This is a genomic window from Plantactinospora sp. B24E8, from assembly GCF_039871735.1.
Taxonomy (GTDB): domain Bacteria; phylum Actinomycetota; class Actinomycetes; order Mycobacteriales; family Micromonosporaceae; genus Plantactinospora.
On the sequence record NZ_JBDPMH010000001.1, the window covers coordinates 531,970 to 556,692 of the forward strand.

Consider the following 24,723-nt stretch of genomic DNA (forward strand, 5'->3'; position numbering starts at 1 on the left):
GAACGTGTGTTCGAGAGGATCTCCGGGTCGGGGAAATCCGTTCCCGGCGGGCCGGCCGCCGTGCGGTCGGCCCGTCCACGGCGGTGTGGGTCAGGGGCGGCGGGGTGCCGGCGGGTGGCCCTGGCCGTACGGGTCGTCGTACCGACCCGGCTGGCCCGGGACCGCGCCGGGGTGCTGTCCGGCCTGCTGGCCCGACGCCCGGCCGGCGGCGACCAGTGCGTCGCGGATCTCGGTGAGCAGCTTGATCTCCTCGCTCGGTGCGGCCGGCGGCGGCACCTCGCCGCGCTTGCGCCGCTCGGCGAGCTTGTTCATCGGGTAGACGACGAGGAAGTAGAGGACGGCCGCGGTCATGAGGAAGGTGATGACCGCGTTGACAAAGCCGGCCCAGTCGACGAGAACGTCGTTGGGCAGCTTCCAGGTGCCCGCCTTGACCTCGGTGCCGCCGCCGATCAGGCTGATCAGCGGTTTGAGGAACGAGGTGGTGAAGGCGGTGACCAGGCCGGTGAAGGCCGCGCCGATCACCACGCCGACCGCGAGGTCGACGACGTTGCCGCGCATGATGAAATCCCTGAAACCCTTGAGCATCCGCGCCTCCGTGAGGGGTGTCGTTTTCCGGTTCTGTTGCCGACCGCCAACCTATGCCCCGGGCGCCGTACCTGATCACGCGCGGGCGGCGGTCGACGCCGCGTGGGGGAAAGAATGCGGATGGAATGGCGTAGACCGCCGAGACAGGGAGGATCTCCGCATTACTAGGATGCTCGGCCATGATCATACTGCGTCGGTCCATCGGAGTCCTGTTAGGACTGATGGCCGCCCTTGTGTTGCCGGGTACTCCACCGGCGATCGCCGGCGAGCCCGGCGAACTCGGCGCCGAACCACCCAAAGTGGAGCTTGTGCTCGACGTGAGCGGTTCGATGCGGGCGAACGACATCAACGGCCGTAGCCGGATCTCCGTTGCCCAGCAGGCGTTCCGCGAGGTCGTGGACGCACTGCCGGACGAGACCCACCTCGGCATCCGGGTGCTGGGCGCCACCTACCCGGGCGACGACAAGGAGAAGGGCTGCCAGGACACCCAGCAGATCGTCCCGGTCGGCCCGGTCGACCGGGAGCAGGCCAAGGGCGCGATCGCCGGGCTCCGGCCGACCGGGTTCACCCCGGTCGGGCTCGCCCTGCGCGGCGCGGCCCAGGACCTCGGTACGGGTGGCACCACCCGCCGGATCGTCCTGATCACCGACGGTGAGGACACCTGTGCGCCGCCCGACCCCTGCGAGGTGGCCCGGGAACTGGCCGCCCAGGGCACCCACCTGGTGGTCGACACGCTCGGCCTGGCCCCCGACGAGAAGGTCCGCAAGCAGCTCGTCTGCATCGCCGCCGCCACCGGTGGCTCGTACACCGCCGCGCAGAGCGTGGAGCAGCTCACCGACCGGATCAAGCAACTGGTCGACCGGGCCAAGGACACCTACACCCGGACCCCGGCGATCGTCGCCGGTGGTGGGGAGTGCGCCAAGGCGCCGCTGCTCACCCCCGGCGTCTACACCGACCGGGAGCGGTTCTCCGAACACCGCTGGTACCGGATCGCGGTCCGGCCCGACCAGGAACTGCGGGCCTCGGTCAGCGTCGGCCTCGACCGCCCGCTGAACCGGGACTACGGCGTACTGCTGCGGGCCACCGCCACCGACGGGCGGGAACTCGTCCGGGGTACGGACGCCGGCAGCGGCCGTACCGACGTGCTGTCGGCCGGGCTGCGCTGGTCGGCGACCGACCCGGAGGAGCAGGTCGACGAGGAGACGACCGACGACGAGGAACCGCCGCCCACCCCCACCGTCTGCCTGGTGGTGAGCAACTCGTTCTCCGCCTCCGGTCCGGTCGACGCCCAGACCCCCGGAATGCCGGTCGAGCTGACCATCGACGTGGTGGAGCGGTCGCCCGCCCCGAACAGCCCGGGACTGGGCAAGGGCTGGCTGCTGCTCGGCGTACTGACCGTGGCCGGGCTGATCACCGGGCTGCTGGCCGGCTGGCTGACCCGCTGGTGGGTCGCCACCTGGAGGGAGAACTCGTGAAGCCGACCACCCTGCGCCGCGCCGCGCTGCCGTTCCTGGCGGTCACCGCCGGTCTGCTGCTGCCGGCCGTGCCGGCTGCCGCCGCCCCGACCTCACCCACCCCGTCCCCCGGCGCGGTGACGGTGACCAAGGCCGGCACCTCGTTCCTGACCGCGACCGGGATCTCCGCCGGCCAGCCGGTCAAGGTGGCCGCCTCGACCGGCGACTACCTGTACTGGTCCTTCCCGGCGTCAGCCGGCGAGACCAACAGCATCACGATCACCGTGACGCTGCCCTCGGCGGGCGCCCGGCACGGCGCCGCCACCTGGACCGTCGACGTCTTCGACGGGCTCCGCCGCCGCCAGGCGTGCACCGCCGGAGCGCAGACCCCGAGCGTCGGCAAGGACGACCCGCGGGTGGCGCTCGGCTGCACGCTGCGGACCGTCCGGCCGTGGGCCGAACCGTGGTCCGGTGACCCGCTGCCCGGGACTTATTACGTACGGCTCTCCACCACCGAACTGCCCGAGCAGGATCTCGGACTCCCGGTGCAGGTGGAAATGCTGGTCAGCACCGTGGACGACGGCGGGACCGCGCTCGAGGACGGCAAGCTGAAGGCGCCGCTCGTACCGGCGGTCGAACCCGGTTCGGTGCTGACCGGTGCGGCCGCCGCGCCGGGTGCCACCCCGAGCCCCGGCGCGTCCGGCCAGCCCGGACTGGCCGCCGGCGAGGACGAGGGCTGGTTCGATGGTTGGTTCGACGGCTGGTTCGACGGGTTCTCCAGCCGGTGGATCTGGACCTCGGTCGGTGGCATCCTGGCTGCGGTCGCGGGTGTTGTCGGCTTCGCCCTGACCCGGCGACCGCGTCGCCTCACCCCGCGCTGATGGTCGGGCCGGCCCGGCTGATCCGCCGCCCGGCGGACGGTCGGGCCGGCTCGGCAGCCGGCGCGTCGACGGCGCCTCCGGTCAGGCCGTGGTGGCGCCGCCGGCCACCGCCTCGTCGACCGACGGATAGGTGTGCAGCACCTCCACCAGGCCGCTCACCTCGAGGATCCGCAGGACGCCCCGACGCGGACCGGCCAACCGCACCACACCGCCGGCCTCGTCGGCGTTGTTCCGGGCACGGACGAAGACGGAGAGCCCGGTCGAGTCGCAGAAGGTCAGGTCGGCCAGGTCGAACACCAGCCGGATGTGGCCCTTCTCGAGCAGATCCGTGACCTGGTCCTGCAGCCCCGGCGCGGTGGCCATGTCGAGCTCGCCCGCGACCGAGACGACAACAACGTCGGCGCGTTCTTCGGTGTGCACCGTCAGGGACATTCGCGACCTCCTGGGATATCGGTCGAACCGTACTCCACGATCGGGCCGGTACGCACCGTGGGCGACGGGAGCCAGCGACCGGGATGAGGTTACCGTGACCGCCGTCATGCGGTCCGGACGTAGACGCCCGGTGAGGACGCCGAGTGTCGGAGCCGCAGCCGGACGATCCGGGAGTCGGCCGGGATGTCGTAGACGACCGCCCCGGTCGCCCGGTTGCCGGGGTTGAGCGCGCCGAGGAAGGTCGGCTGGTCGGCGTTGGCCAGCAGCCCCGCCCGACGGTCGACGCCGAACCGCTGCCCTGCCGGCCCGTACGCGATCTGCAGGCTGTCGTCGAAGAGCACCGGCCCGGCGCCGAGGTTGCGGATCACCAGCCCGACCACGCAGAACTGGCCCGCCGCGAGGTCCCGGATGAGCGGGTCGCCGACCTCGGCGAGACCGCACCGGATCTGGCGTACCCGGAATTCGAGGTCGCCGTCCCGGGCGGGCTGGTCGAGGCCGACCAGTTGCCGGTCCCGCCCGCGCAGGCCGCCGTACAGTTCCGGTCCCCAGGCCAGCGTGATCACCGCAGCGGCCACACAGCAGCAGGAGAGCAGCGCGGCCACGATGCCCAGGACGAACCACCACCGCCGGTCGGCCGGTCGGGCGAACTGGGGCACCGGACCCGACGGGCTTCCGCTCTCCGGTTCCGGATCTGCACCCGGGGGCCGTCCCGGCGCCGACGAATGGGCCTGCGCCGCCGCGTGCGGCGACCAGGAGACCACGTGCGGATATCCGTGCAGTGGCGGGGTGCTGGCCGCAGTCTCCGGGGTGGACCAGTCCGGGGCGTCCACCGAGCGGCCCGCGGTCGGGTCGGGCACCGGTTCCTGGTCCGGCCCCTCCGGGGGCGCCGGGTCGATCGCCCACTCCCACGATCGGGTACCCGGCTGGTGCGGATCGTCGCCGGGCTGGTCGGCCCTGGTCATCGCACCCCCGTCGGGTCGGCAGCGTTCGGACAAATACTAGGCTTTAGCCTGATTAGTCCCAGTACGGATCGGCATTCTCGGGTGCCGGCCCGCGCCGCCGGCAGTGGCAGGATGGCGGGGTGGATCTCGTAACCCTCGACGACGTCCGGCTCGCGGCGAAGGACCTGCGCGGTGTCGCGGTACGTACCCCGCTGCTGTCCTGCCGCTGGGACGACCAGCTCTGGGTCAAGCCGGAGAGCCTGCAGCCGGTCGGCTCGTTCAAGGTGCGGGGCGCGACCCACGCGGTGGCCCGGCTCGAACCCGAGCGGCGCGCCCGGGGAGTCGTCACCCACTCCTCCGGAAACCACGGACAGGCCCTGGCGTACGCCGCCCGCGTGCACGGCGTGCCGTGCACGGTGGTGATCCCGCAGGGCGCGCCGACGGTCAAGGTCGACCAGGTACGCGCCCTCGGCGCCGAGGTGCACCTGGTGCCGCCGGCCGACCGGCTCACCGTCGCCGAGCAGGTCGCCGCGGAACGGGGCAGCACGCTGATCCCGCCCTTCGACGACCGGCGGATCATCGCCGGCCAGGGCACCATCGGACTCGAGATCGTCGAGGACCTGCCCGAGGTCGACGTGGTGCTGGTCCCGGTCGGCGGCGGCGGTCTCGCCTCCGGTGTGGCCACCGCGGTCAAGGCCCTCCGGCCGGCGGCGACCGTGATCGGGGTCGAGCCGGAACTCGCGGCCGACGCCCGGGAGTCACTGACCGCCGGTGAACTACGCGTCTGGGAACCGGCCCGGACCTACCGGACCAGTGCGGACGGGCTGCGGACCAACCTCTCCGCGTTGACTCTTGCCCACCTGCGGGTGCGACTGGACGGCATCGTCACGGTCACCGAGGACGAGATCGCCGCGGCCACCGCCCGGCTGGTCCAGCAGACCCGGCTGGTCGTCGAGCCGAGCGGCGCGGTGGCCAGCGCGGCCCGGATGTTCCACGCCGCCGAGTTGCCCGCCGGTCGTACGGTGGCGGTCGTCTCCGGCGGCAACGTCGACCCGGCGGTGCTCGCGGCGGCGGCGACCCGCCCCGACACTGACGGATGACGGCGTACGCGGCCGGACGTACCGCGACGATGTGGAGGAGAACGTGAGCAGCCAGCCGCCGGGAACCGGCCGGAAACGGGTCCACCCGCTGGTCATCGTGGCCCTCGTGGTGCTGACGGTGGTCGTCGGACTGGTCCTCTACGCCAACAGCGGACCGGACGGGCCGGATGTCCGGGGAGCGGTCGACGCGACCGCGGACGAGTTGCGGCGTACCGCCGTCGACGGGCTGACCGTGGACGCCTCCGACGTCCGGGAGGCGGCGACCAGGGCCAACCCCGCCAGCGGTACCGGGAAGTTCGCCCGGGACATCACCTCCGAGCTGCGGATAGAGTCCGCCGGTGAGGACGCCCGGGGTGACCTCTTCGAGTTCACCAACTCCGACGGCGAGCACCCGGTCTGCCTGGCCGTCACGGTCGACGGGAACCTCGGCTCGCAGGATCCCGTCTTTCCGAGCACCTCGGTCACCGACGGCCCCTGTTGAGCTTGGCGTCTAGCGGTCCTCGCAACACCCAGACCTCCTGGGAGTTGCGAGGACCGTGTCCGTATCCGCTGAGGGGCGATCAGGAGAACTTGATCGAGCCGGCGCGGTTGCTCCAGCCGGCGCCGACCGCGGCCAGGTTCGCCGACGCGTCGATCCAGGTCGACGCCGCACCGGTGAAGTTGATCCCGTCGTAGAACCTCACGTCACACCGCTGGTACGTCCGCACCGAGCTGATCCGGTTGTTCCAGTTGCCGCCGCTGGTGCTGCGCAGGTCCCCCCACTGCCACTCGTTGTCGTACGACGGTGTGCAGGCCCGGGCCTGGACCCAGGTATGCACCGCACCGGAGTAGTTGGTGCCGTCGTACGTCCGGGCGATGACCACGGAGGCGGCGACGCCGGCCGCCCGCAGTGCCTGCTCCTCGGTTGCCGCGCAGGTCACGGTCCTGGAATCCAGGTCCACCACGCAGTCGCGGGCCGGCGCGGCGGAGGCCGGCGAGCCGAGCGCGCCGACCAGGCCCAGCGCCCCGAGCAGCGCACCGGTCGCGGTGATCGTTCGTGTCCTCATCTTCTTCTCCTCTCGTCGGTACGACGTCCACCGGCGGAGCCGATGGCGGCTTTCCGTCGGCACCGGCGGCGCCTCGCCTTCCTTGCTATCCGCCGCACCGGTTGACCGGAACGCCCGACAGCCCTGATCAATCAATTCCGGACAAGGGCGCCCAGGGGCGAGAATCCGACAGCCCGCTGGTTCGGGCCGGCGACCTCGGTGACGATGGGTGTGAGGTGCCCGGAAACTCCTGGGGAGAGTGATCACGTGGCTCGTTCCGAGCGACCCGTCGATCCGACCGCCGGCCCGGTGCAGGCCCTCGCGTACGACCTGCGGAAACTCCGTGCCGAGGCGGGCAATCCGACCTACCGGGCGCTGGCCCGGTCCGCCGGTTACAGCGCGTCGACGCTGTCCGAGGCGGCCGGCGGTATGCGCCTGCCGACCCTGGAGGTGCTGCTCGCGTACGTCGGCGCCTGTGGTGGTGATCCGATCGGGTGGCGTCGACGCTGGCACGAGGCCGCGGCGGCGCAGCAGCAGACGGGTGACACCGGGCTGCACCCGACGGACGACCGGGCCGAACCGCCAGCCGACGCCGGGCCAGGGGCGGCGGACCGGGCGGAACCGCCGGTTGGCGTGGCGGACCGGGCGGAACCGCCGGTTGGCGTGGCGGACCGGGCGGAACCGCCGGTCGGCGCGGGGTCAGCTACCGGTCTGATGTCGCGGCGGTGGGCCGTACTGGTCTGCGTGGCGGCGGCGACCGTCGCCGTCGGGATCGTGGCGGTGACCGGGCTGTCCCGGTCGGGCGACAACCCGGCACGGTCTCCCGCCGGGGCGGCGGGTTGTCCGGGGGCGCCGGCCGAGGCCGTTTTCAGCGGGGTCACCTACGGCGGTGGCGCGCACGTACGGGGCGGCGCCACCCGGGACGAGCCGGTGCTGCGTACCATCCCGCCGCACTGCACCGTCGGCTTCACCGGCTACTGCGTGGGCGAGAAGGTGTACGACAACACCGGCGGCACACCCGACGTGCGCTGGTTCAAGTTGGCCGGTGGCGGAGTGGTCTCCTCGGCCGTCATCCACGGCAACCCGCCACGGGGTCTGCGCGCCTCGGACTGTCCCCACGGACGTCCGGTCCCGAGCGATCTCGCCCTCTCCGTCGTCGCCGACAACTCCGACGACTCCGCGAGCGTGACGCTGCAGGCCACGGGCCGGGACCTGCACGTGGTCGGCTTCACCACCTCGACGGGTGCCGCGACGACACCGGGTCGGCGGACGTGGCGGCAGGTGGCGCTGGCTGACGTACCCGATCCGGCGGTCGGGGCGCGGGCCCGGCTGGCTACTGCGGCCACGCCGCAGGCGGGCGAGCCGGTGGTTGTGGTCGCCGCCGCCTGTCTGGGCGGGGACAGCCCGACCGGTCTGGTCCGGGCCCGGCAGGTGCGGCCGGCGGCTCCGGGCCGGGCGGTGCCGGTGACGCTGGACCCGGGGCAGCAGGCCGAGGCGGCGGCCTCCGCGTGTCGCTACCCGAACGGAGGATGACCGGACGGGGTACGACCCGGACGGGTGGTGCCGCCCCCGGGCTGAGCCCGTGCGGGGCCACCGGGGGTGATCCTTAGGCTCGGGCGAGCCGGATCGGGGCCGACGGTCAGCCGCGCCGCCACTTCTGGTTGCTGGCGCCGGTGCACTCCCAGAGCTGCAGCTTGCCGCCGTTCGCGCTGTTGTGGTCGCGTACGTCGACGCACTTGTTGGCCCGGGGGTTCACCAGGTCACCGGCGGCGCTGAGGACAAACTGCTGGGCCGCGTTGCCGTTGCAGCCGACGATCTGGATGTTGGCGCCGTTCGCGGTCGAGGCGTTCGCCACGTCCATGCACTTGCCCATCGCCCGGACGGTGCCGTCGGCGGCGAACGTCCACTGCTGGGCGGCGGTGCCGTTGCAGTCCCAGATCTGCAGTTGCGTGCCGTCGGCCGGGTTGGCGCCGGGGATGTCGATGCAGCGGTTGCCGAGCCCGATGATCGAGCCGGTGGGGCCGGGGTTGCCGCCACCGCCGGTGTTCCACGCCCAGACCCGGACGTAGTCGATCAGCATCTGCTGCGGGAACGTGGTGGTGGCGTCGGGGTAGCCGGGCCAGTTGCCGCCGACCGCGACGTTCATGATCATGAAGAACGGGTGGTCGAAGACCCAGCGGTTGCCGTTCAGGTCGGCCGGGGTCTTGCGGGCGTACTGGATGCCGTCGACGTACCAGGTGATCGAGTCGGGGGCCCAGTCGACGGCGAAGGTGTGGAAGGCGTCGGCGAACGCCTGGCCGCCGGGGAGCGTGTAGCGGGAACTGATCGCGTTGCCGCCGGAGTAGCCGGGCCCGTGCAGGGTGCCGTAGAGGTTGCCGGGTTCACGACCGATGTTCTCCATGATGTCGATCTCGCCCATGTCCGGCCACGGCATGCCGCCGAGCATCCAGAACGCCGGCCAGATGCCCTGGCCGCGCGGGACCTTGATCCGGGCCTCGAACCGGCCGTACGTCCGGGTGAAGGTGTTGGCGGTGAGCAGCCGCGCCGAGGTGTACTCGCAGCGGCCGTAGTGACACTGGTAGTTGCCGGGGTTGTCCCGGCGGGCGGTGATCACCAGGTTGCCATTGCCGTCGTGGGCGGCGTTGCTGGTGCTGTTGGTGTAGTACTGCCGCTCGTTGTTGCCCCAGCCGCCGCCTCCGGTGTCGTGTCTCCACTTGTTGCCGTCCGGTGCGGTGCCCGCCGGGGCGTTGAACTCGTCGCTCCAGACGAGGGCACCGGGTTCGGCGCTGGCGGGGGTGGCCGGGGTGGTGGCCGCGAGCGCGCCGGCGAGGCCGACGCCGAGTAGCGCGAGGATGAGGGGGGTTCGTCGCGTACGCATGTAGATGGTTCTATATCAGCTGATAGTTTCTGGCAAGGTTCTTAACTGAAAGTCTTGTTTGGAGTTTGTGCCGGTAGCATCCATGCGGTGTCGGACGAGGATCTTCCCGTGGTCGACCTGTCCCCCCTCGACCTGCGGTTCGGGCGGCTCCGCCAGGAGTATCCGGAGCGCCGGCGGGCCGCACACGCCGCAGTGGTCCGCTGGCAGTGGTACAGCGCGGACGCCGTCGACCTGCGTCCCCTCTGGTACGAACGGCACCGGTGGAGGCCCGGCCAACCGCTCGCCGAACGGCCGTCGGAGGACCGGGACCACCACCGGATCGGCTTCGACGCCGGGGGTCGGGCGGTGGTGATCGAGGAGTACAGCGGCTTCCTGCGCGGCACTCTCTACTACGAGACACTCCGGTCGGTTGCTTCGGACACCGTCGAGGAGGCGCACTTCCGCAGCGGCGGTGAACCGATCTACCTGCACGAGTACCGCTTCGAGGCCGGCCGGATCCGGTCTGCGACCACGGCCGCGACCGGTGGCGGCGGCCACGAGACGTACGCCTGGACCGGCGACCGGGTGAGGCTGGTCCGGACCTGGCGCGCCGAACGGGCGGGCCGGCCGGAGCGACGGCTGGGCCCACTCACTCCGTACCAGACGATCACGGCCGGGTACGACGACGCCGGCCTGTCCCGGCTGGAGATCGACTGGTCCGGTCATCGGACAGAGCTGGTGTACGAACGCCCGCCGGCCGGCTTCACCCTGGACGCGGCGATGGAGACGGCACACCGGGAACTGGTCCGGCAGGTGCCGGAGGAGATCCGACAGATGGCGGTCGACGAGCCGGCGTACTGCGTGGCGCTGGGCTACCTACCGAACGACCCGCTCGGCACACTCGCGGTGCACGTAGGCCTCGACTCGCAACGCCGTGACTGGCTGGCCGAAGCCGAAGCCGAAGCCGAAGCCGAAGCCGAAGCCGGGGACGAGGCCGGGGACGGCGACCCTGGCGCCTCGGACGACGACCCTGCCTGGATCATCTGGAACCCGTCCGACCTGCACCATCTCGGATCCGTCGAGCTGGAGGCGCTGTCCGACACCGTACGGCTGCTCCGGCAGGAGCTGATGGCGGCCGACAGTGACGGCAGCACCCCGGCCGCCGGCAGCGACGGCGGTGCCGGGGCGACCGGCAGCGGGGTCAACGAGCGGGCCCGTGGACTGCTCTGCGCGGTCGCGGCCGACCTCAACGCCTACGACTGGACCCCGGTCCTGCCGGTCACCGACGATTTTGTGGTCTACGCCGTCGACTGGGAACTGGTCGACCTCGACCGCAACCTGCCGGAGTGCGTACCGGCCGACCGGCTCACCCTGCTGCGCGACCGCGGCCTGCGGTGAGCCCGGTCAGCCTGTGCTGAACCCGGTCAGCCCGCCGCACCGAGGCGGTCGAGGATCCAGGCGTTGATGAACGCCTCCTCCTTCCAGGAGTCGTAACGGCCACTCGGGCCGCCGTGGCCGGCGCCCATCTCGGTCTTCAGCAGGTAGTCGCCGTCCGGGGCGGTGGCCCGCAGCCGGGCGACCCACTTGGCCGGCTCGTGGTAGAGCACCCGGGTGTCGTTCAGGCTGGTCACCGCGAGGATCGCCGGATAGTCCTGCGCCGCCACGTTCTCGTACGGCGAGTACGACTTCATGTACGCGTACACCTCGGGGTCGTCGAGCGGGTTGCCCCACTCCTCCCACTCGGTGACGGTGAGCGGCAGCGACGGGTCGAGGATGGAGGTGAGCGGGTCGACGAACGGCACCTGGGCGACGATGCCGGCGAAGGCGTCCGGTGCCAGGTTCGCCACCGCGCCCATCAGCAGCCCGCCGGCGGAGGCGCCCCGGGCGACCAGCCGCTCCGAGGAGGTCCAGCCCGCCTTCACCACGTGCCGGGCGGCGGCGACGAAGTCGGTGAAGGTGTTCTTCTTCGCCAGCATCTTGCCGGTCTCGTACCACCGCCGGCCCAGTTCACCGCCGCCGCGTACGTGCGCGACCGCGAAGATGACGCCCCGGTCCAGCAGGGAGAGCCGGGGGATGGAGAACCACGGGTCCATGCTGGCCTCGTACGACCCGTAGCCGTAGAGCAGGAAGGGCGCCGAGCCGTCCCGGGGGGTGCCGGCCCGGCAGACCAGCGAGATCGGCACCCGGGTGCCGTCGTCGGCCAGCGCCCAGTCGCGGTGCTGCTCGTAGTCGGCCGGGTCGAAGTCGCCGAGCACCGGCTTGCGTTTGCGCAGCACCATCTCCCGGGTCACCAGGTCGTAGTCGTAGACCGAGTCCGGGGTGACCATCGAGGTGTAGTGCAGCCGGATGGTGTTGGTCTGGTACTCCGGGTTGCTGTCCAGCCCGACGCTGTAGAGCGGTTCCGGGAAGGTGATGTCGTACGAGCCGGTGCTGCCGTCCGGCAGGACCCGGATCCCGGTCAACCCGCCGGTGCGCAGCGACACCACGACGTGGTTGGCGAAGGCGTCCACCGACTCCAGTCGGGTGCCGGGGGAGTGCTCGATCATCGGCACCCAGTCGCCGGGCGCGTCCGCCGAGGTGTACGCGAGCGCGAAGTCCTCGGCGCCGTCGTTGTGCAGGATCAGGAACCGGTGCCCGTGGTGCTCGATCGAGTACTCGACACCCTGCCGGCGGGGTGCGACGACCGCGGGTGCGCCGGTCGGGTTCGCCGACGGGATGACCCGTACCTCGCTGGTGACCTTGCTGTGTGCGTCGATGACGACAAACTTTTCCGAGCGGGTCAGTCCGACGCCGACCCAGAACCGCTCGTCGCTCTCCTCGTAGACGATCTCGTCGGCGGTCGCCGGGCTGCCGATCGTGTGCCGCCACACCCGGTACGGCCGCCACGCCTCGTCCACGGTCAGGTAGAACAGGATCGAGCCGTCGGCCGACCACGCGCTGCCGTAGAAGGTGTCCGGCACCTCGTCGTCGAGCACCTCGCCGGTGCGCAGGTCCTTGACCCGCAGGGTGAACCGTTCGTCGCCGTCGAAGTCGGTGGAGTAGGCCAGCAGGTGTCCGTCGGGGCTGACGTCGAAGGTGCCGAGCGCGAAGAAGTCGTGGCCCTCGGCGAGCGCGTTGCCGTCGAGCAGGATCTCCTCGCCGTCCAGCGGAGCGCCGTCGGCCGGGATCGGCGGCGCGGCCTCGCCGTCGGCGACCGCGCGCCGGCAGTGGATGCCGTACTGCTGGCCCTCCACCGTCCGGGTGTAGTACCAGTATCCGTTCTTCCGGGACGGCACCGACAGGTCCGTCTCCTGGGTGCGACTCTTCGTCTCGTCGAACAGGGTGTCCCGGAATGCGGCCAGCCCCGCCGTGCGCTGTTCGGTCCAGGCGTTCTCGGCGTTCAGGTAGGCGATGGTCTCCGGGTCGTCCTTGGCGGCGAGCCAGGCGTACTCGTCGAGCACGGTGTCGCCGTGGTGGGTGCGCTCGGCGGGCACCCGACGGGCGACGGGGGCGGCGGTCGTCTCAGAGTTCACCCGGTCACGTTACCGTCCGCAGCGACGTCCGGCCCGGACCGGGCGTTGTCAAAAATTAGTACACCTGTACGATGACGGGGTGGGGGAGATTTCCGCGCGACCCGACGGTGGCCGATCCGACGCCGGCCGATCCGACGCCGACGGGCAGGTCCGCCGCCGGCTCGCCGCGATCTGCGGTGACGGCTTCGCCCGGCCCGCCGGGGCGGCCGACGAGGTGGCCGGCACGCTGGCCCGGTGGGTGGCCGCGCCCGCCACTCCGGCCGCCGTCGCCGAGGTGGTCCGACTCGCCGGGGAGTACGACCTCTCGGTCGTCGCCCGCGGCGCCGGCACCAAACTCGACTGGGGTGCCGCACCGTCCCGGGTGGACATCGTGCTGGACACCGGTCGGCTCGCCGGTGTGTGGGGCCACCCCACCGACGACCGACTCGTCGAGATCGGCGCCGGGACGCCGGTCCGCGCCGCCGAGGCGATCCTGGCCCGGGCCGGCCGCCGGCTGCCGTTCGACGTGCCGTCGACCGGCGCGACGATCGGCGGCATGGTCGCGGCCGGCGAGGGTGGCCCGTTGCAACATCTGTCCGGCCCACCCGGTGACCAGTTGGTCGGGGTCGGCTACGTCGACGCCACCGGCAGACTCGGCCACGCCGGGACGGCGAGGCGGCCGACCGTTCCGGCCGAGCGCGCCGACCCGGAACTGACCCGACTGCTCTGCGGTTCACAGGGCGCTCTCGGTGTGCTGGTCTCGGCGTTGCTGCGGGTGCAGCCGATCCCGGAGCGCCGGATCTGGGTGAGCCGTCCGGTCTGGACCCCGCTGGAGATGCACGACCTGGTGCGCCAGGTCCGCGCCGCCGGGCTGACACCGACCGCGATCGAGGTCGACCTGCCGGCGGGCGAACCGGCCCGACCTGTCGTGCCCCGCCGCATCGGCGGATTCCGGGGGCATCCGCCACCGGACCACCCCGCCGGGTCGGCCCGCCGTGCCCGGCCGACCGGTCGCGGCTCCGGTCGGCTCGCCGTCCTGATCGAGGGCGGCGCCGCCGACGTCGCCCAGCGGGTGTCGAGGCTCAGCCAGCTGCTCGGCGGCGACGTCCGCGCCGACGACAGCCCGCCGCACTGGTGGCGTCGCTACCCGTTCCAACCCGACGAGATCGCCCTGCGTATCGAGGTGCCAGCCGACGACCTGCACGCCGCCATCTACGCGCTGCGGGACGCGGCCGGGGTGCCGGTGCCGGTCCGTGGCTCGGCCGGCCGCGGCGTCGTACACGCCGCGTTGCCGGGCAGCACCCGACCCGAGCAGGTCGCCGCCATCCTGACCGGGGTACGCGCCGTACTCTCCGCCCGCTCCGGGCGCTGCCTGGTGGTCGCCGCCCCGGCACCGGTCCGGTCCACGGTGGACCTCTGGGGCGAGGTGCCCGAGCTTCCGCTGCTGCGCCGACTCAAGCAGCGGTACGACCCGGCCCGACGGCTCGCACCCGGCCGCTACCCCGGCGGCCTCTGAGCCAATCCGGTCGCGGAGTCAGACCAGCGCGTCGTTGCGCAGCACCAGGATCGCGATGTCGTCCCGGGGCGACTCGACGGAGAAACCGATCACCGCCGAGCGGAGCCGGGCCGCCACCACCTCGGCCGAATAGCCGGCCAGGGGGGTCGCCGCCTCCCGCAGCCGGTCCAGGCCGAAGAGTTCCCGGCCGCGGCGCCGCTCGGTCACCCCGTCGGTGTAGAAGACCAGCGCGTCCCCGGGCGCCAACCGGACCTCCGCCACCGGGGAGGCGATCGAGTCGAGCAGGCCGAGCGCCGTACCACCGGCGCCCACGAACGCGGCACGCCCGTCGCCGCCGAGCTTCAACGGCCGGTCGTGCCCGGCCAGGTGCAGGGCGACGTGCAGGTGGCCGGTCGGCTCCCGACGTACCGCGGCCAGGGCCAGCGTGCAGTACCGGCCGCCGCCCCGCTCGACCAGCGTCCCGTTGAGCCGGGCCAGCGCCTCCGGCAGCGGCCGGCCGTCCCCGGCCAGCACCCGGAGCACGTTGCGGACCAGGCCGGTCACCGTCGCCGCCTGGACCCCCTTGCCGGAGACGTCGCCGACCGCCACCAGCCAGCGGTCGTCGGTCAGCGGCACCAGGTCGTAGAAGTCGCCGCCGACGTCGGCGGCGTCCCCGGTCGGCACGTACTCGGCGGCGAAGCCGATGCCGTCGACCACCGGCAGGACCGGCGGCAGCAGGGACTTCTGGAGGGTCTGCGCGACCCTGCGCCGTTCGTCGTGGATCCGGGCGTTCTCGATGGCCAACGCGGCGCGCCGGGCCACGTCCTCCAGCACGGCGATCTCGTCCGGGTCGTGCCGGTGCCGCTGGTGGCGACCGACGGCCAGGGTGCCGAGCCGCTGCCCCCGGGCGACCAGCGGTACGGCGATGCCGTCCAGCGGCGGTCCGATCGGCACCTGACCGGGGCCGCGTACCGTCTCGCGCAGCCGGGCCTGCACCGAGTCGGTGCTCTCGTCCTGCAGCATCTTGTGCAGCTCCGGCAGCTGCGCCTCGTCGGCGTGGATGGCCGCGGCCAGCCGGAGCCGGCCCCACTCGTCGACGGTGTGCACCGCGCACCACTGGCCGAGCCGGGGCACCACGAGCTGCGGGACCAACGCCATCGTCAGGTCGACGTCGAGTGACTGGGCGAGCAGCTCGCTGGCCTCGGCGAGGAACGTGAGCCAGGTCTGTCGGCGCAGGTCTGCCCGGCGCAGCCGGTCGTTCTCCAGGTGCAGGGAGAGCCGTTCGGCGACCAGGGCGGCGAGCGGGCGGGCGTACCCGGAGGGCGCCGCGTCCAGCTCCAGCTCCCCCGCGTACGGCCGGTGCACGGTCAACGGCACCCGGAGCAGTTCGTCGCCGGGGCGGGGCTGTCGGCCGTACCGGGCGAGGAGCTGCCAGCCGGCCCCGTCGCCCCGGTCGAGGCGTACCGCCCCGCCGGCCGCCCCGACCATGTCGCCGACCCGGACCAGCAGGTCGGCGGCGAAGGTGGGGAGCGGGTCGTCGGCGTACGGGTCGGGGGTGGTCTGCATCAGCGCGCTCATCGCGCCGGCGCTCGGCGCGGACGGGGCGACCGGTCGCGGCACGCTGGGGGCGGCGGGGGGCAGGGCGCTGCCACCCGGTTCGGCCGGCCGGTCGTCCGGGTCGGTGTCGCTCTTGCGGTCCAGCCGGAACCAGACCCCCTTGCCGCTGGCCTGGTGGGTGGTGCCCCAGCGGCTGGCGAAGTGGTCGACCAGGAGCAGACCGCGGCCGCGTTCCGAGACCTGGGAGATGTCGGTCAGGTCGTTGCGGGGCCGGGCGGTGACGTCGTCGATCGGCCCGACGGCGAAGTCGGAGACGGTCACGGTGAGTCCGGACTCGTCCGCGACGACCTCGATGTCCAGTTCGGTGCGGGCGTGCTCGACGGCGTTGGTGGAGAGTTCGGTGGTGAGCAGCAGCGCCTCGTTCAGCAGTTCGTCGAGGCCCGCCTCGGCCAGCACGGAACGCACCAGGGCACGGGCCGCCGCCGGGGTACGGCGGTCGGCGGGCAGCCGGACCCGACGTACCTGGTCGTCCACGCCACCGTCCCTTTCCGCTGACACCCTGTCGACTCCTCCACCAGCCGGATCCGAGATCCAAGCAACACTATCCGGGCGCGGTGACTCACCCCAGCTTGCGGCCCCGACGGGCCGGAACTGGTTCGCGCTAGGCTGAGGAATGCCCTACTGATTCCCTATGTCCGGGTGTGTTGCCGTCTGTGGCTACCGTCGGGGGTCGACGATCGACGAGCGCCACAGGGTGGCATCCGCCCGGCGACAGGCACAATGATGGGGGCGTCGCGTCGGGGCGGAGTGGCCGAGGCGCCTCGGGGATGCGGCCGGGACCACCGGGTGGGCACGGACTGGCGTGGGTTGCCCACCTGCCACCAAGCCTGAGCGAGGGACGATGACCACGGCGAACCAACTCTCTGCCGACCAGCGATCCGGCGCCGAGGACGCGGTGCTGCTCGGCGAACTCGCCGACGCGCTGCGGCGGGTCCGCCGGGGGGACTTCAAGGTACGACTGCCGCGCCGCAACGGCGCCGCGGGCGAGGTGGCCGACGCCTTCAACGAGGTGGTGTCGCTGCAGGAGCGGCAGCATCTCGACCTGCGCCGGATCAGTCGGATCGTCGGCCGCGACGGCCGGCTCACCGAGCGGCTCGACGAGGAGGGCATGGAGGGTGCCTGGGCGGAGGGCCAGCGGGCGATCAACTCGCTGATCGACGACCTCGGCCGGCCGACCACCGAGATCGCCCGGGTGATCGTGGCGGTCGCCGACGGCGACCTCTCCCAGCACATGGATCTGGAGATCGACGGCCGCCCACTGCGCGGTGAGTTCCTCCGGATCGGCCGCACCGTGAACACGATGGTCGACCAGCTCTCGTCGTTCTCCAACGAGGTGACCCGGGTGGCCCGTGAGGTCGGCACCGAGGGCAAGCTCGGCGGTCAGGCGGACGTACGCGGGGTCGCCGGCACCTGGAAGGACCTCACCGACTCGGTGAACACCATGGCGTCGAACCTGACGTACCAGGTGCGGTCGATCTCCCAGGTGACCACGGCGATGGCCCGGGGTGACCTGTCCCAGAAGATCACCGTCTCCGCCAAGGGCGAGGTCGCCGAACTGGCGCACACCATCAACGGGCTGACCGACACGCTGCGGCTCTTCGCCGAGCAGGTGACCCGGGTGGCCCGTGAGGTCGGCACCGAGGGCAAGCTCGGCGGCCAGGCCCAGGTGCCGAACGTCGCCGGCACCTGGAAGGACCTGACCGACAGCGTCAACTCGATGGCGTCGAACCTGACCGCCCAGGTGCGGAACATCGCCCAGGTCTCCACGGCGGTGGCCCGGGGCGACCTGAGTCAGAAGATCACGGTGGCCGCGCAGGGCGAGATCCTGGAGCTGAAGGACACCGTCAACACGATGGTGGACCAGCTGTCGTCGTTCGCCGACGAGGTGACCCGGGTGGCCCGTGAGGTGGGCATCGAGGGCAAGCTCGGCGGTCAGGCCCAGGTACGTGGCGTCTCCGGCACCTGGCGCGCGCTGACCGAGAACGTGAACCAACTCGCCGGCAACCTCACCTCGCAGGTGCGGAACATCTCCCAGGTCTCCACCGCGGTGGCCAAGGGTGACCTGTCGCAGAAGATCACGGTGGACGCCCGGGGCGAGATCCTGGAGCTGAAGAACACCGTCAACACCATGGTGGACCAGCTCTCGTCGTTCGCCGACGAGGTGACCCGAGTGGCCCGTGAGGTCGGGACCGAGGGCAAGCTCGGCGGTCAGGCTGAGGTGAAGGGGGTCTCCGGGACCTGGCGGGACCTGACCGACAACGTGAACTCGATGGCGTCGAACCTGACCTCGCAGGTGCGGAACATCGCCTCGGTGACCACGGCGGTGGCGAAGGGTGATCTGTCGCAGAAGATCACGGTGGACGCCCGGGGCGAGATCCTGGAACTCAAGTCCACGGTCAACACGATGGTGGACCAGCTCTCGTCGTTCGCCGACGAGGTGACCCGGGTGGCCCGTGAGGTCGGGACCGAGGGCAAGCTCGGCGGTCAGGCCCAGGTACGCGGCGTCGCCGGCACCTGGCGGGACCTGACCGACAACGTGAACTCGATGGCGTCGAACCTGACCGCCCAGGTCCGGAACATCGCCCAGGTCTCCACCGCGGTCGCCAAGGGCGACCTGAGCCAGAAGATCACCGTCGACGCGCAGGGCGAGATCCTCGAACTCAAGAACACCGTCAACACCATGGTTGACCAGCTCTCCTCGTTCGCCGACGAGGTGACCCGGGTGGCCCGCGAGGTGGGCACCGAGGGCAAGCTCGGCGGTCAGGCCCAGGTGAAGGGTGTCTCCGGCACCTGGCGGGACCTGACCGACAACGTGAACTCGATGGGCTCCAACCTGACCGCGCAGGTGCGGAACATCGCCTCGGTGACCACGGCGGTGGCGAAGGGTGACCTGTCGCAGAAGATCACCGTGGACGCGCAGGGCGAGATCCTGGAGCTGAAGGACACCGTGAACACGATGGTGGATCAGCTCTCCTCGTTCGCCGACGAGGTGACCCGGGTCGGCCGGGAGGTCGGCATCGAGGGCAAGCTCGGCGGTCAGGCCCAGGTGAAGGGCGTCTCCGGCACCTGGAAGGACCTCACCGAGAACGTCAACCAGCTCGCCTCCACCCTCACCACCCAGCTGCGGGCGATCGCCCAGGTCTCCACGGCGGTGACCACCGGCGACCTGACCCAGCGGATCACCGTGCAGGCCCAGGGTGAGGTCGCCGAGCTGAAGGACAACATCAACCAGATGATCGTCACCCTGCGGGAGACCACCAAGAAGAACGCCGAACAGGGCTGGCTCGACTCGAACCTGGCCCGGATCGGTGGCCTGCTGCAGGGCCAGCGGGACCTCGTCGAGGTCTGCCGCATGATCATGACCGAGGTGACCCCGCTGGTCGACGCCCAGCTCGGCGCCTTCTTCCTCGCCGACGCCAGCGACGAGGCCGCGATGCGGCTCCGGCTCACCGCCTCGTACGGCTACGTCGCCCGGCACCACGACGTCACCTTCGGTCCCGGCGAGGGACTGGTCGGACAGGCCGCGCTCTCCCGACGCACCATCCGGGTCGGCGCACCCCGGGACGGCAGCCTGACGCTCCGCTCCGGACTCGCCGCCACCGCCCCCGCCGACCTGGTGGTGCTCCCGGTCCTCTTCGAGGGCGAACTGCTCGGCGTGATCGAGTTCGCCAGCGTCTCGCCCTTCTCCGAACTGCACCTGTCGTTCCTGGAGCGGCTGGTGACCACCATCGGCATCGCGGTCAACACCATCCAGGCCAACCGCCGTACCGAGGAACTGCTCGCCCAGTCCCAGCGGCTCGCCCACGAGCTGCAGGAACAGTCCGCCGAGCTGCAGCGGACCAACGCCGAGTTGGAGGACAAGGCCCAACTGCTCTCCGAACAGAAGGGCAACATCGAGACCAAGAACCGGGAGATCGAACTCGCCCGGATCGGTCTGGAGGACAAGGCCCAACAGTTGGCCCGCGCCTCGGCGTACAAGTCGGAGTTCCTGGCCAACATGAGCCACGAACTGCGTACGCCGCTCAACTCGTTGCTGCTGCTGGCCCGGCTGCTCGCCGACAACTCGGAGCAGAACCTCACCGAGAAGCAGATCGAGTTCGCTCGGACCATCCACAGTGCCGGCTCCGACCTGCTCTCGCTGATCGACGACATCCTCGACCTGTCGAAGATCGAGGCGGGCCGGATGGACGTCACCCCGGCCGAGGTGCGGTTCTCCGAGATCCGCGGCTACGTCGAGCAGGCGTTCGCGCCGCAGGCCGAGGAGAAGGGCCTGGACTTCCAGGTACGCATCTCCAAGGAGCTTCCCCCGAGCCTGGTCACCGACCCGCAGCGGCTGCAGCAGATCCTCCGGAACCTGCTCTCCAACGCGGTCAAGTTCACCGACAACGGGGCGGTGACACTGCGGATCGGGCCGGCCTCGGCCCCGGAGGGCAGCTTCACCGACGTACCGGCGCTGGCCGCCGCCCGACAGGTGGTGGCGTTCACCGTCATCGACACCGGGATCGGCATCTCCGACGACAAACTCGGGCTGATCTTCGAAGCGTTCCAGCAGGCCGACGGCACCACCAGCCGCCGGTACGGCGGCACCGGCCTCGGACTGTCGATCAGCCGGGACCTGGCGCGGCTCATCGGCGGCACCATCACCGTCTCGTCGGCACCCGGACAGGGCTCGACCTTCACCCTCTTCGTACCGGACGTGCTGGCGCCGGACGCGGTGGTGACCCCGCCGCCGGTGCCGCTGCCGGCCGCGCGGGTGACCCCCGCCGGCGCGCAGCCGCCGATGCTGCGGATCCCCACCGAGCCCGACCGGCCGGTCTCGCCGGCCTCCCGGCAGCTCGACGGCGCCACCGTGCTGATCATCGACGACGACGTCCGGAACGTCTTCGCCCTGACCAGCGCGTTGGAGCTGCACGGCATGACCGTGCTCTACTCGGACAACGGGGTGGACGGGGTACGTCTGCTCGCCGAGCATCCGGAGGTGGACATCGTGCTGATGGACGCGATGATGCCGGACCAGGACGGCTACGAGACGACCCGGGCGATCCGCCGCAACCACCGGTTCACCGACCTGCCGGTGGTCTTCCTGACCGCGAAGGCGATGCCCGGCGACCGTGAGTCGGCACTGGGCGCCGGCGCGAGCGACTACATCACCAAGCCGGTGGACCTGGACGAACTGATCGAGCTGATGGCGTCCTGGGTGCACGGGGACGGCCGCGACACCGCCGGACCCGGGGCGGGCGACGAGGGGACGATTCGGTGAGCGAGCTGGCCAAAGCCCTACTGGTCGACGACCGGCGGGAGAACCTGATGGCGCTCGAGGCGATCCTGCAGGGCCTGCCGGTGCAGCCGGTCGCGGTGGAGAGCGGGGAGGCCGCGCTCAAGCAGCTTCTGGTGGAGGACTTCGCGGTCATCCTGCTCGACGCCCAGATGCCGGACATGGACGGCTTCGAGACCGCCAGCCACATCAAGCGGCGGGAACGTACCCGGCACGTGCCGATCATCTTCCTCACCGCCGCCGACCGGGACGCCCAGCTCGCCCTCCGCGGGTACGCGGTCGGCGCGGTCGACTATCTGACCAAGCCGTTCGACCCCTGGGTGCTGCGGGCCAAGGTCTCGGTCTTTGTCGAGCTGTGGGTCAAGACCCGGCAGCTCGCCGCGCAGTCCGTGCTGGTCCGGGAGCGGGACGCCCAGTGGCGGGGGTTGACCGAGGCGGTCGACGAGGCGGTCTCCCTGCTCCGCTCGGACGACCCGGCGGCGCGGGAGCGGGCGATGCAGATGCTCGAAGAGGCCCGTTGGGGTGCGGCTGCCTGAGGTTCGTCGTGGTCGGGCTTGGGGGTTGGGGGCGGATCACCCGCTCTGGGCGGTCAGGCTTGATCCCGCTGGGGTGCGGCTGCCTGAGGTTCGTCGTGGTCGGGCTTGGGGGTTGGGGGCGGATCACCCGCTCTGGGCGGTCAGGCTTGATCCCGACGCGGGCGATCCGCCCCCAACCCCGTCCGGCTCATTCTGGTCGCGCTGGCAATCCGGCCGTCGGCCGATTTGGCTGGGTGTTGGACCGGTCCGACTGACGCCGGTTCAGCCGGTGGACTGCTCGTTGCGGATCATCAGGGCGGAGCGGAGTCCGGTGATGTCCAACACCCGCAACAGGAAGTCGCCGACATTGGTCAGCATCAGCAGACTCTGTGCGTGGCTGGCCTTGCGGCTCAGTACCACCAGGGTGCCGAGGCCCTGCGAGTCGCAGAAGGTGACGTCGGCCAGGTCGAGGACGATCCGGGACGGTGCGTCGGTGAGCACCTCGTTGACGACGCTCGACAGCCTGCCGGCGGTCAGCATGTCGATCTCGCCGGCGAGGCGCAGGATCGCCTCGTCGGGATTCCGCTGGACCGCGATGGTCAGCTCCGCACGGTTCACCCGATCAGCCTATCGCGACCTGGCCGAACCGGCCTGTTGGTAACTGCCGGCTGTCCGTCCGGTATCCGGCAGACTGCCGGACTCGAGAACACCCACTCCGGCTCTGACCGGACAGGCGTGTCCCGGTTCCGAGGCCAGACCGAGATCGGGTGCGGTGGTGTGGCTGCGGAGCGCGAGCCGGACAGGGGTTGGGGGCGGCGGCGTCCGCGCGGAGAGCAAGCCGGGCAGGGTTGGGGGCGGATCGCCCGCGTCGGGATCAAGCCTGACCGCCCAGAGCGGGTGATCCGCCCTCAACCCCCCGACCACGCCCACCCACAGCCGCCTCAACCCCCCGACCACGCCCACCCACCCAGCCGCGCCCAGGAACCCGGAGTGACCCGGGCGACCCGTGCAGGGGTGGCTGCCGGCCGGCCAGATGGCGCTGACAGAATGGCGAGACCGTGAGCGCGAACCCTGCCGGACCCGGCCGCTACCCGGCCGACGCCCCGGCCTCCCAGGCCCTTTTCGACCGCGCCCGTGCCATCGTGCCGGGCGGGGTGAACTCCCCTGTCCGGGCCTTCCTGGCCGTGGGTGGTACGCCCCGGTTCATGGCACGGGGCTCCGGGCCGTGGCTCTTCGACGCCGACGGCCGGCGGTACGTCGACCTGGTCTGCTCGTGGGGGCCGCTGGTCCTCGGGCACGCCCACCCGGAGGTGGTGGCCGCGGTGCAGGCCGCCGCCGCGCTCGGCACCAGCTTCGGTACGCCGACCGAGGGTGAGGTCGAGCTGGCCGCCGAGATCGTCGCGCGGACCCCGGTGGAGCAGGTACGACTGGTCAACTCGGGTACCGAGGCGACGATGACGGCGATCCGGTTGGCCCGGGGCTATACCGGCCGCAGCAAGATCGTCAAGTTTGCCGGCTGCTACCACGGACACGTGGACGCCCTGCTCGCGGCGGCGGGTTCCGGGGTCGCCACGCTCGGCCTGCCGGACTCCCCCGGGGTGACCGGCGCGGCGGCGGGCGAGACGATCGTGCTGCCGTACAACGACGTGGCGGCGGTGGAGGCGGCGTTCGCGGCCCAGGGGTCGGAGATCGCCGCGATCATCACCGAGGCCGCGCCCGGCAACATGGGCGTGGTGGCTCCCCGGGACGGTTTCAACCAGGCGTTGGCCCGGATCGCGCACGCCAACGGCGCGCTGCTGATCGTCGACGAGGTGATGACCGGGTTCCGGGTCTCCGCTGGTGGCTGGGCCGGGCTCGACCCGGTCGACGCCGACCTGTTCACGTTCGGCAAGGTGATGGGTGGTGGACTGCCGGCGGCGGCGTTCGGTGGGCGTACCGAGGTGATGGCCCGGCTGGCGCCGGCCGGTCCGGTCTATCAGGCGGGCACCCTCTCCGGTAACCCGCTCGCCTGCGCCGCCGGCCTGACCACGCTGCGGCTGGCCGACGAGGCGGTGTACCGGCGACTCGACGAGTCCGCCGCGACGGTGGGCCGGCTGGCGAGCGAGGCGTTGGCCGCCGCAGGGGTGCCGCACCGGCTGTCGTACGCCGGGAACATGTTCTCGATCTTCTTCACCGACGCGGACGTGGTCGACTACGCGAGCGCGCGCGGTCAGGACGTCGCCGCGTTCAAGGCGTTCTTCCACACGATGCTGGCCGGCGGGGTCTACCTGCCGCCGAGCGCCTTCGAGTCGTGGTTCGTGTCGACGGCGTTGGACGACGCCGCGCTGGAACAGTACGCGGCGGCGCTGCCCGCCGCGGCGGAGGCTGCGGCGGCGGCCGGTCACGGGGAATGACGGGGGATGACGCGGTGAGCACCACGGTGGTCCACGTGCTGCGGCACGGCGAGGTGTACAACCCGGACAAGATCCTGTACGGGCGGCTGCCCGGTTACCGCCTCTCCGAGCTGGGTGTGCAGATGGCGAAGGCGGCGGCGCAGGCGCTCGCCGACCGCGACATCGCGTACGTGGTGGCCAGTCCGCTGGAGCGGGCGCAGCAGACCGCCGAGCCGATCGCCGCCCAGTTCAACCTGCCGGTCGGGGTCGACGAGCGGCTGATCGAGAGCACCAACTGGTTCGAGGGTAAGCGGGTGTCCCCCGGGGACGGCTCGTTCCGGGATCCGCGGAACTGGTGGGTGCTGCGGGATCCGGTGACCCCGTCCTGGGGTGAGGCGTACCGGCTGATCGCCGAGCGGATGTTCGGGGCGCTGCACGCCGCCCGGGTGGCGGCCGAGGGGCGGGAGGCGGTCTGCGTCTCGCACCAGTTGCCGATCTGGACGCTGCGTCGGCATGTCGAGCGCAAGCGGCTCTGGCACGATCCGCGCCGGCGGCAGTGCGGGTTGGCGAGCCTGACCTCGTTCCACTTCGACGGTGCCAAGATCGTCGGGATCGGCTACTCCGAGCCGGCGGCGCACCTGGTGGCGATGTCGCCGAGCGCCCGGACGGCCAAGGGAGCTTGA

Annotated in this window: 19 protein-coding genes; 11 read left to right on the forward strand and 8 right to left on the reverse strand. The window is 71.7% G+C overall.

Going from position 1 to position 24,723, the window contains the following annotated elements; translation table 11 throughout:
• Nucleotides 1-90: 90 nt before the first annotated feature.
• Nucleotides 91-585 carry a large conductance mechanosensitive channel protein MscL gene (gene mscL / locus ABGB21_RS02530; protein WP_347658067.1) on the reverse strand — a complete coding sequence of 165 codons (495 nt, stop codon included), beginning with the start codon at nt 583-585 and terminating at the stop codon, nt 91-93.
• A 179-nt stretch (nt 586-764) separates the two neighbouring features.
• Between mscL and ABGB21_RS02535 the strand changes: the two genes are divergently transcribed.
• A complete protein-coding gene (locus ABGB21_RS02535; RefSeq protein WP_347658066.1) occupies nt 765-2,060 on the forward strand; it encodes a VWA domain-containing protein in 1,296 nt (431 codons plus the stop codon).
• A 26-nt stretch (nt 2,061-2,086) separates the two neighbouring features.
• Nucleotides 2,087-2,920: a peptidase gene (locus ABGB21_RS02540; protein ID WP_347658079.1), complete on the forward strand. Its 834-nt coding sequence runs from the start codon at nt 2,087-2,089 to the stop codon at nt 2,918-2,920.
• Between the two features lie 81 nt (nt 2,921-3,001).
• Here ABGB21_RS02540 and ABGB21_RS02545 read toward each other — a convergent pair whose 3' ends face one another.
• Nucleotides 3,002-3,352 (reverse strand): STAS domain-containing protein, encoded by a 351-nt coding sequence (locus ABGB21_RS02545; RefSeq protein WP_347658064.1) that lies wholly within the window; start codon nt 3,350-3,352, stop codon nt 3,002-3,004.
• Nucleotides 3,353-3,456: 104 nt separating this feature from the next.
• Complete coding sequence (locus tag ABGB21_RS02550; RefSeq protein ID WP_347658063.1) at nt 3,457-4,314, reverse strand: DUF4352 domain-containing protein; 858 nt, start codon at nt 4,312-4,314, stop codon at nt 3,457-3,459.
• 119 nt (nt 4,315-4,433) lie between these two features.
• Here ABGB21_RS02550 and ABGB21_RS02555 point away from each other — a divergent pair, with 119 nt between their 5' ends.
• Complete coding sequence (locus ABGB21_RS02555) at nt 4,434-5,393, forward strand: threonine/serine dehydratase (protein ID WP_347658062.1); 960 nt, start codon at nt 4,434-4,436, stop codon at nt 5,391-5,393.
• A 43-nt stretch (nt 5,394-5,436) separates the two neighbouring features.
• The gene (locus tag ABGB21_RS02560) at nt 5,437-5,874 is read left to right on the forward strand and encodes a hypothetical protein (protein WP_347658061.1); all 438 of its coding nucleotides are present in this window, start codon (nt 5,437-5,439) and stop codon (nt 5,872-5,874) included.
• A 79-nt stretch (nt 5,875-5,953) separates the two neighbouring features.
• Here ABGB21_RS02560 and ABGB21_RS02565 read toward each other — a convergent pair whose 3' ends face one another.
• Nucleotides 5,954-6,439: a peptidase inhibitor family I36 protein gene (locus tag ABGB21_RS02565; protein ID WP_347658060.1), complete on the reverse strand. Its 486-nt coding sequence runs from the start codon at nt 6,437-6,439 to the stop codon at nt 5,954-5,956.
• A 246-nt stretch (nt 6,440-6,685) separates the two neighbouring features.
• Between ABGB21_RS02565 and ABGB21_RS02570 the strand changes: the two genes are divergently transcribed.
• On the forward strand, nt 6,686-7,951 hold the full coding sequence (locus ABGB21_RS02570) for a helix-turn-helix transcriptional regulator (RefSeq protein ID WP_347676187.1): 1,266 nt from the start codon (nt 6,686-6,688) through the stop codon (nt 7,949-7,951).
• A gap of 106 nt (nt 7,952-8,057) precedes the next feature.
• Here the strand turns inward: ABGB21_RS02570 and ABGB21_RS02575 are convergent, their stop codons facing one another.
• Nucleotides 8,058-9,296, reverse strand: a complete 1,239-nt coding sequence (locus ABGB21_RS02575; RefSeq protein ID WP_347658058.1) for a family 16 glycosylhydrolase — start codon at nt 9,294-9,296, stop codon at nt 8,058-8,060.
• A gap of 87 nt (nt 9,297-9,383) precedes the next feature.
• Between ABGB21_RS02575 and ABGB21_RS02580 the strand changes: the two genes are divergently transcribed.
• A complete protein-coding gene (locus ABGB21_RS02580) occupies nt 9,384-10,673 on the forward strand; it encodes a hypothetical protein (protein WP_347658057.1) in 1,290 nt (429 codons plus the stop codon).
• A 26-nt stretch (nt 10,674-10,699) separates the two neighbouring features.
• Here the strand turns inward: ABGB21_RS02580 and ABGB21_RS02585 are convergent, their stop codons facing one another.
• A complete protein-coding gene (locus tag ABGB21_RS02585; protein ID WP_347676189.1) occupies nt 10,700-12,787 on the reverse strand; it encodes a S9 family peptidase in 2,088 nt (695 codons plus the stop codon).
• A 79-nt stretch (nt 12,788-12,866) separates the two neighbouring features.
• On the opposite strand from ABGB21_RS02585, the gene ABGB21_RS02590 reads away from it, so the two are divergent.
• Nucleotides 12,867-14,282, forward strand: a complete 1,416-nt coding sequence (locus ABGB21_RS02590; protein ID WP_347676191.1) for an FAD-binding oxidoreductase — start codon at nt 12,867-12,869, stop codon at nt 14,280-14,282.
• An 18-nt stretch (nt 14,283-14,300) separates the two neighbouring features.
• Here the strand turns inward: ABGB21_RS02590 and ABGB21_RS02595 are convergent, their stop codons facing one another.
• Nucleotides 14,301-16,376: a SpoIIE family protein phosphatase gene (locus tag ABGB21_RS02595; RefSeq protein ID WP_347676193.1), complete on the reverse strand. Its 2,076-nt coding sequence runs from the start codon at nt 16,374-16,376 to the stop codon at nt 14,301-14,303.
• Nucleotides 16,377-16,719: 343 nt separating this feature from the next.
• Between ABGB21_RS02595 and ABGB21_RS02600 the strand changes: the two genes are divergently transcribed.
• Both ABGB21_RS02600 and ABGB21_RS02605 read left to right on the forward strand, forming a co-directional pair.
• Nucleotides 16,720-21,138 carry a HAMP domain-containing protein gene (locus ABGB21_RS02600; RefSeq protein WP_347676195.1) on the forward strand — a complete coding sequence of 1,473 codons (4,419 nt, stop codon included), beginning with the start codon at nt 16,720-16,722 and terminating at the stop codon, nt 21,136-21,138.
• A complete protein-coding gene (locus tag ABGB21_RS02605) occupies nt 21,135-21,689 on the forward strand; it encodes a response regulator (RefSeq protein WP_347658052.1) in 555 nt (184 codons plus the stop codon). Before ABGB21_RS02600 ends, ABGB21_RS02605 begins: the two co-directional genes overlap by 4 nt.
• Before the next feature lie 261 nt (nt 21,690-21,950).
• Here ABGB21_RS02605 and ABGB21_RS02610 read toward each other — a convergent pair whose 3' ends face one another.
• Nucleotides 21,951-22,286, reverse strand: a complete 336-nt coding sequence (locus tag ABGB21_RS02610) for an STAS domain-containing protein (RefSeq protein ID WP_347658579.1) — start codon at nt 22,284-22,286, stop codon at nt 21,951-21,953.
• Between the two features lie 440 nt (nt 22,287-22,726).
• Between ABGB21_RS02610 and hemL the strand changes: the two genes are divergently transcribed.
• Together hemL and ABGB21_RS02620 are read left to right on the forward strand one after the other, a co-directional pair.
• Nucleotides 22,727-24,061, forward strand: coding sequence for a glutamate-1-semialdehyde 2,1-aminomutase (hemL, locus tag ABGB21_RS02615; protein ID WP_347658578.1), 1,335 nt, complete (start codon nt 22,727-22,729; stop codon nt 24,059-24,061).
• Nucleotides 24,058-24,723, forward strand: coding sequence for a histidine phosphatase family protein (locus ABGB21_RS02620; RefSeq protein ID WP_347676197.1), 666 nt, complete (start codon nt 24,058-24,060; stop codon nt 24,721-24,723). Before hemL ends, ABGB21_RS02620 begins: the two co-directional genes overlap by 4 nt.

What these genes read in the sequence shown, in the direction of transcription:
- ABGB21_RS02620 (WP_347676197.1), top strand. Translation starts at nt 24,058, where the DNA reads ATGACGGGGGATGACGCGGTGAGCACCACGGTGGTCCACGTGCTGCGG.
- ABGB21_RS02600 (WP_347676195.1), top strand. Translation starts at nt 16,720, where the DNA reads ATGACCACGGCGAACCAACTCTCTGCCGACCAGCGATCCGGCGCCGAG.
- ABGB21_RS02545 (WP_347658064.1), bottom strand. Translation starts at nt 3,352, where the DNA reads ATGTCCCTGACGGTGCACACCGAAGAACGCGCCGACGTTGTTGTCGTC.
- ABGB21_RS02575 (WP_347658058.1), bottom strand. Translation starts at nt 9,296, where the DNA reads ATGCGTACGCGACGAACCCCCCTCATCCTCGCGCTACTCGGCGTCGGC.
- ABGB21_RS02565 (WP_347658060.1), bottom strand. Translation starts at nt 6,439, where the DNA reads ATGAGGACACGAACGATCACCGCGACCGGTGCGCTGCTCGGGGCGCTG.
- mscL (WP_347658067.1), bottom strand. Translation starts at nt 585, where the DNA reads ATGCTCAAGGGTTTCAGGGATTTCATCATGCGCGGCAACGTCGTCGAC.
- ABGB21_RS02535 (WP_347658066.1), top strand. Translation starts at nt 765, where the DNA reads ATGATCATACTGCGTCGGTCCATCGGAGTCCTGTTAGGACTGATGGCC.
- ABGB21_RS02550 (WP_347658063.1), bottom strand. Translation starts at nt 4,314, where the DNA reads ATGACCAGGGCCGACCAGCCCGGCGACGATCCGCACCAGCCGGGTACC.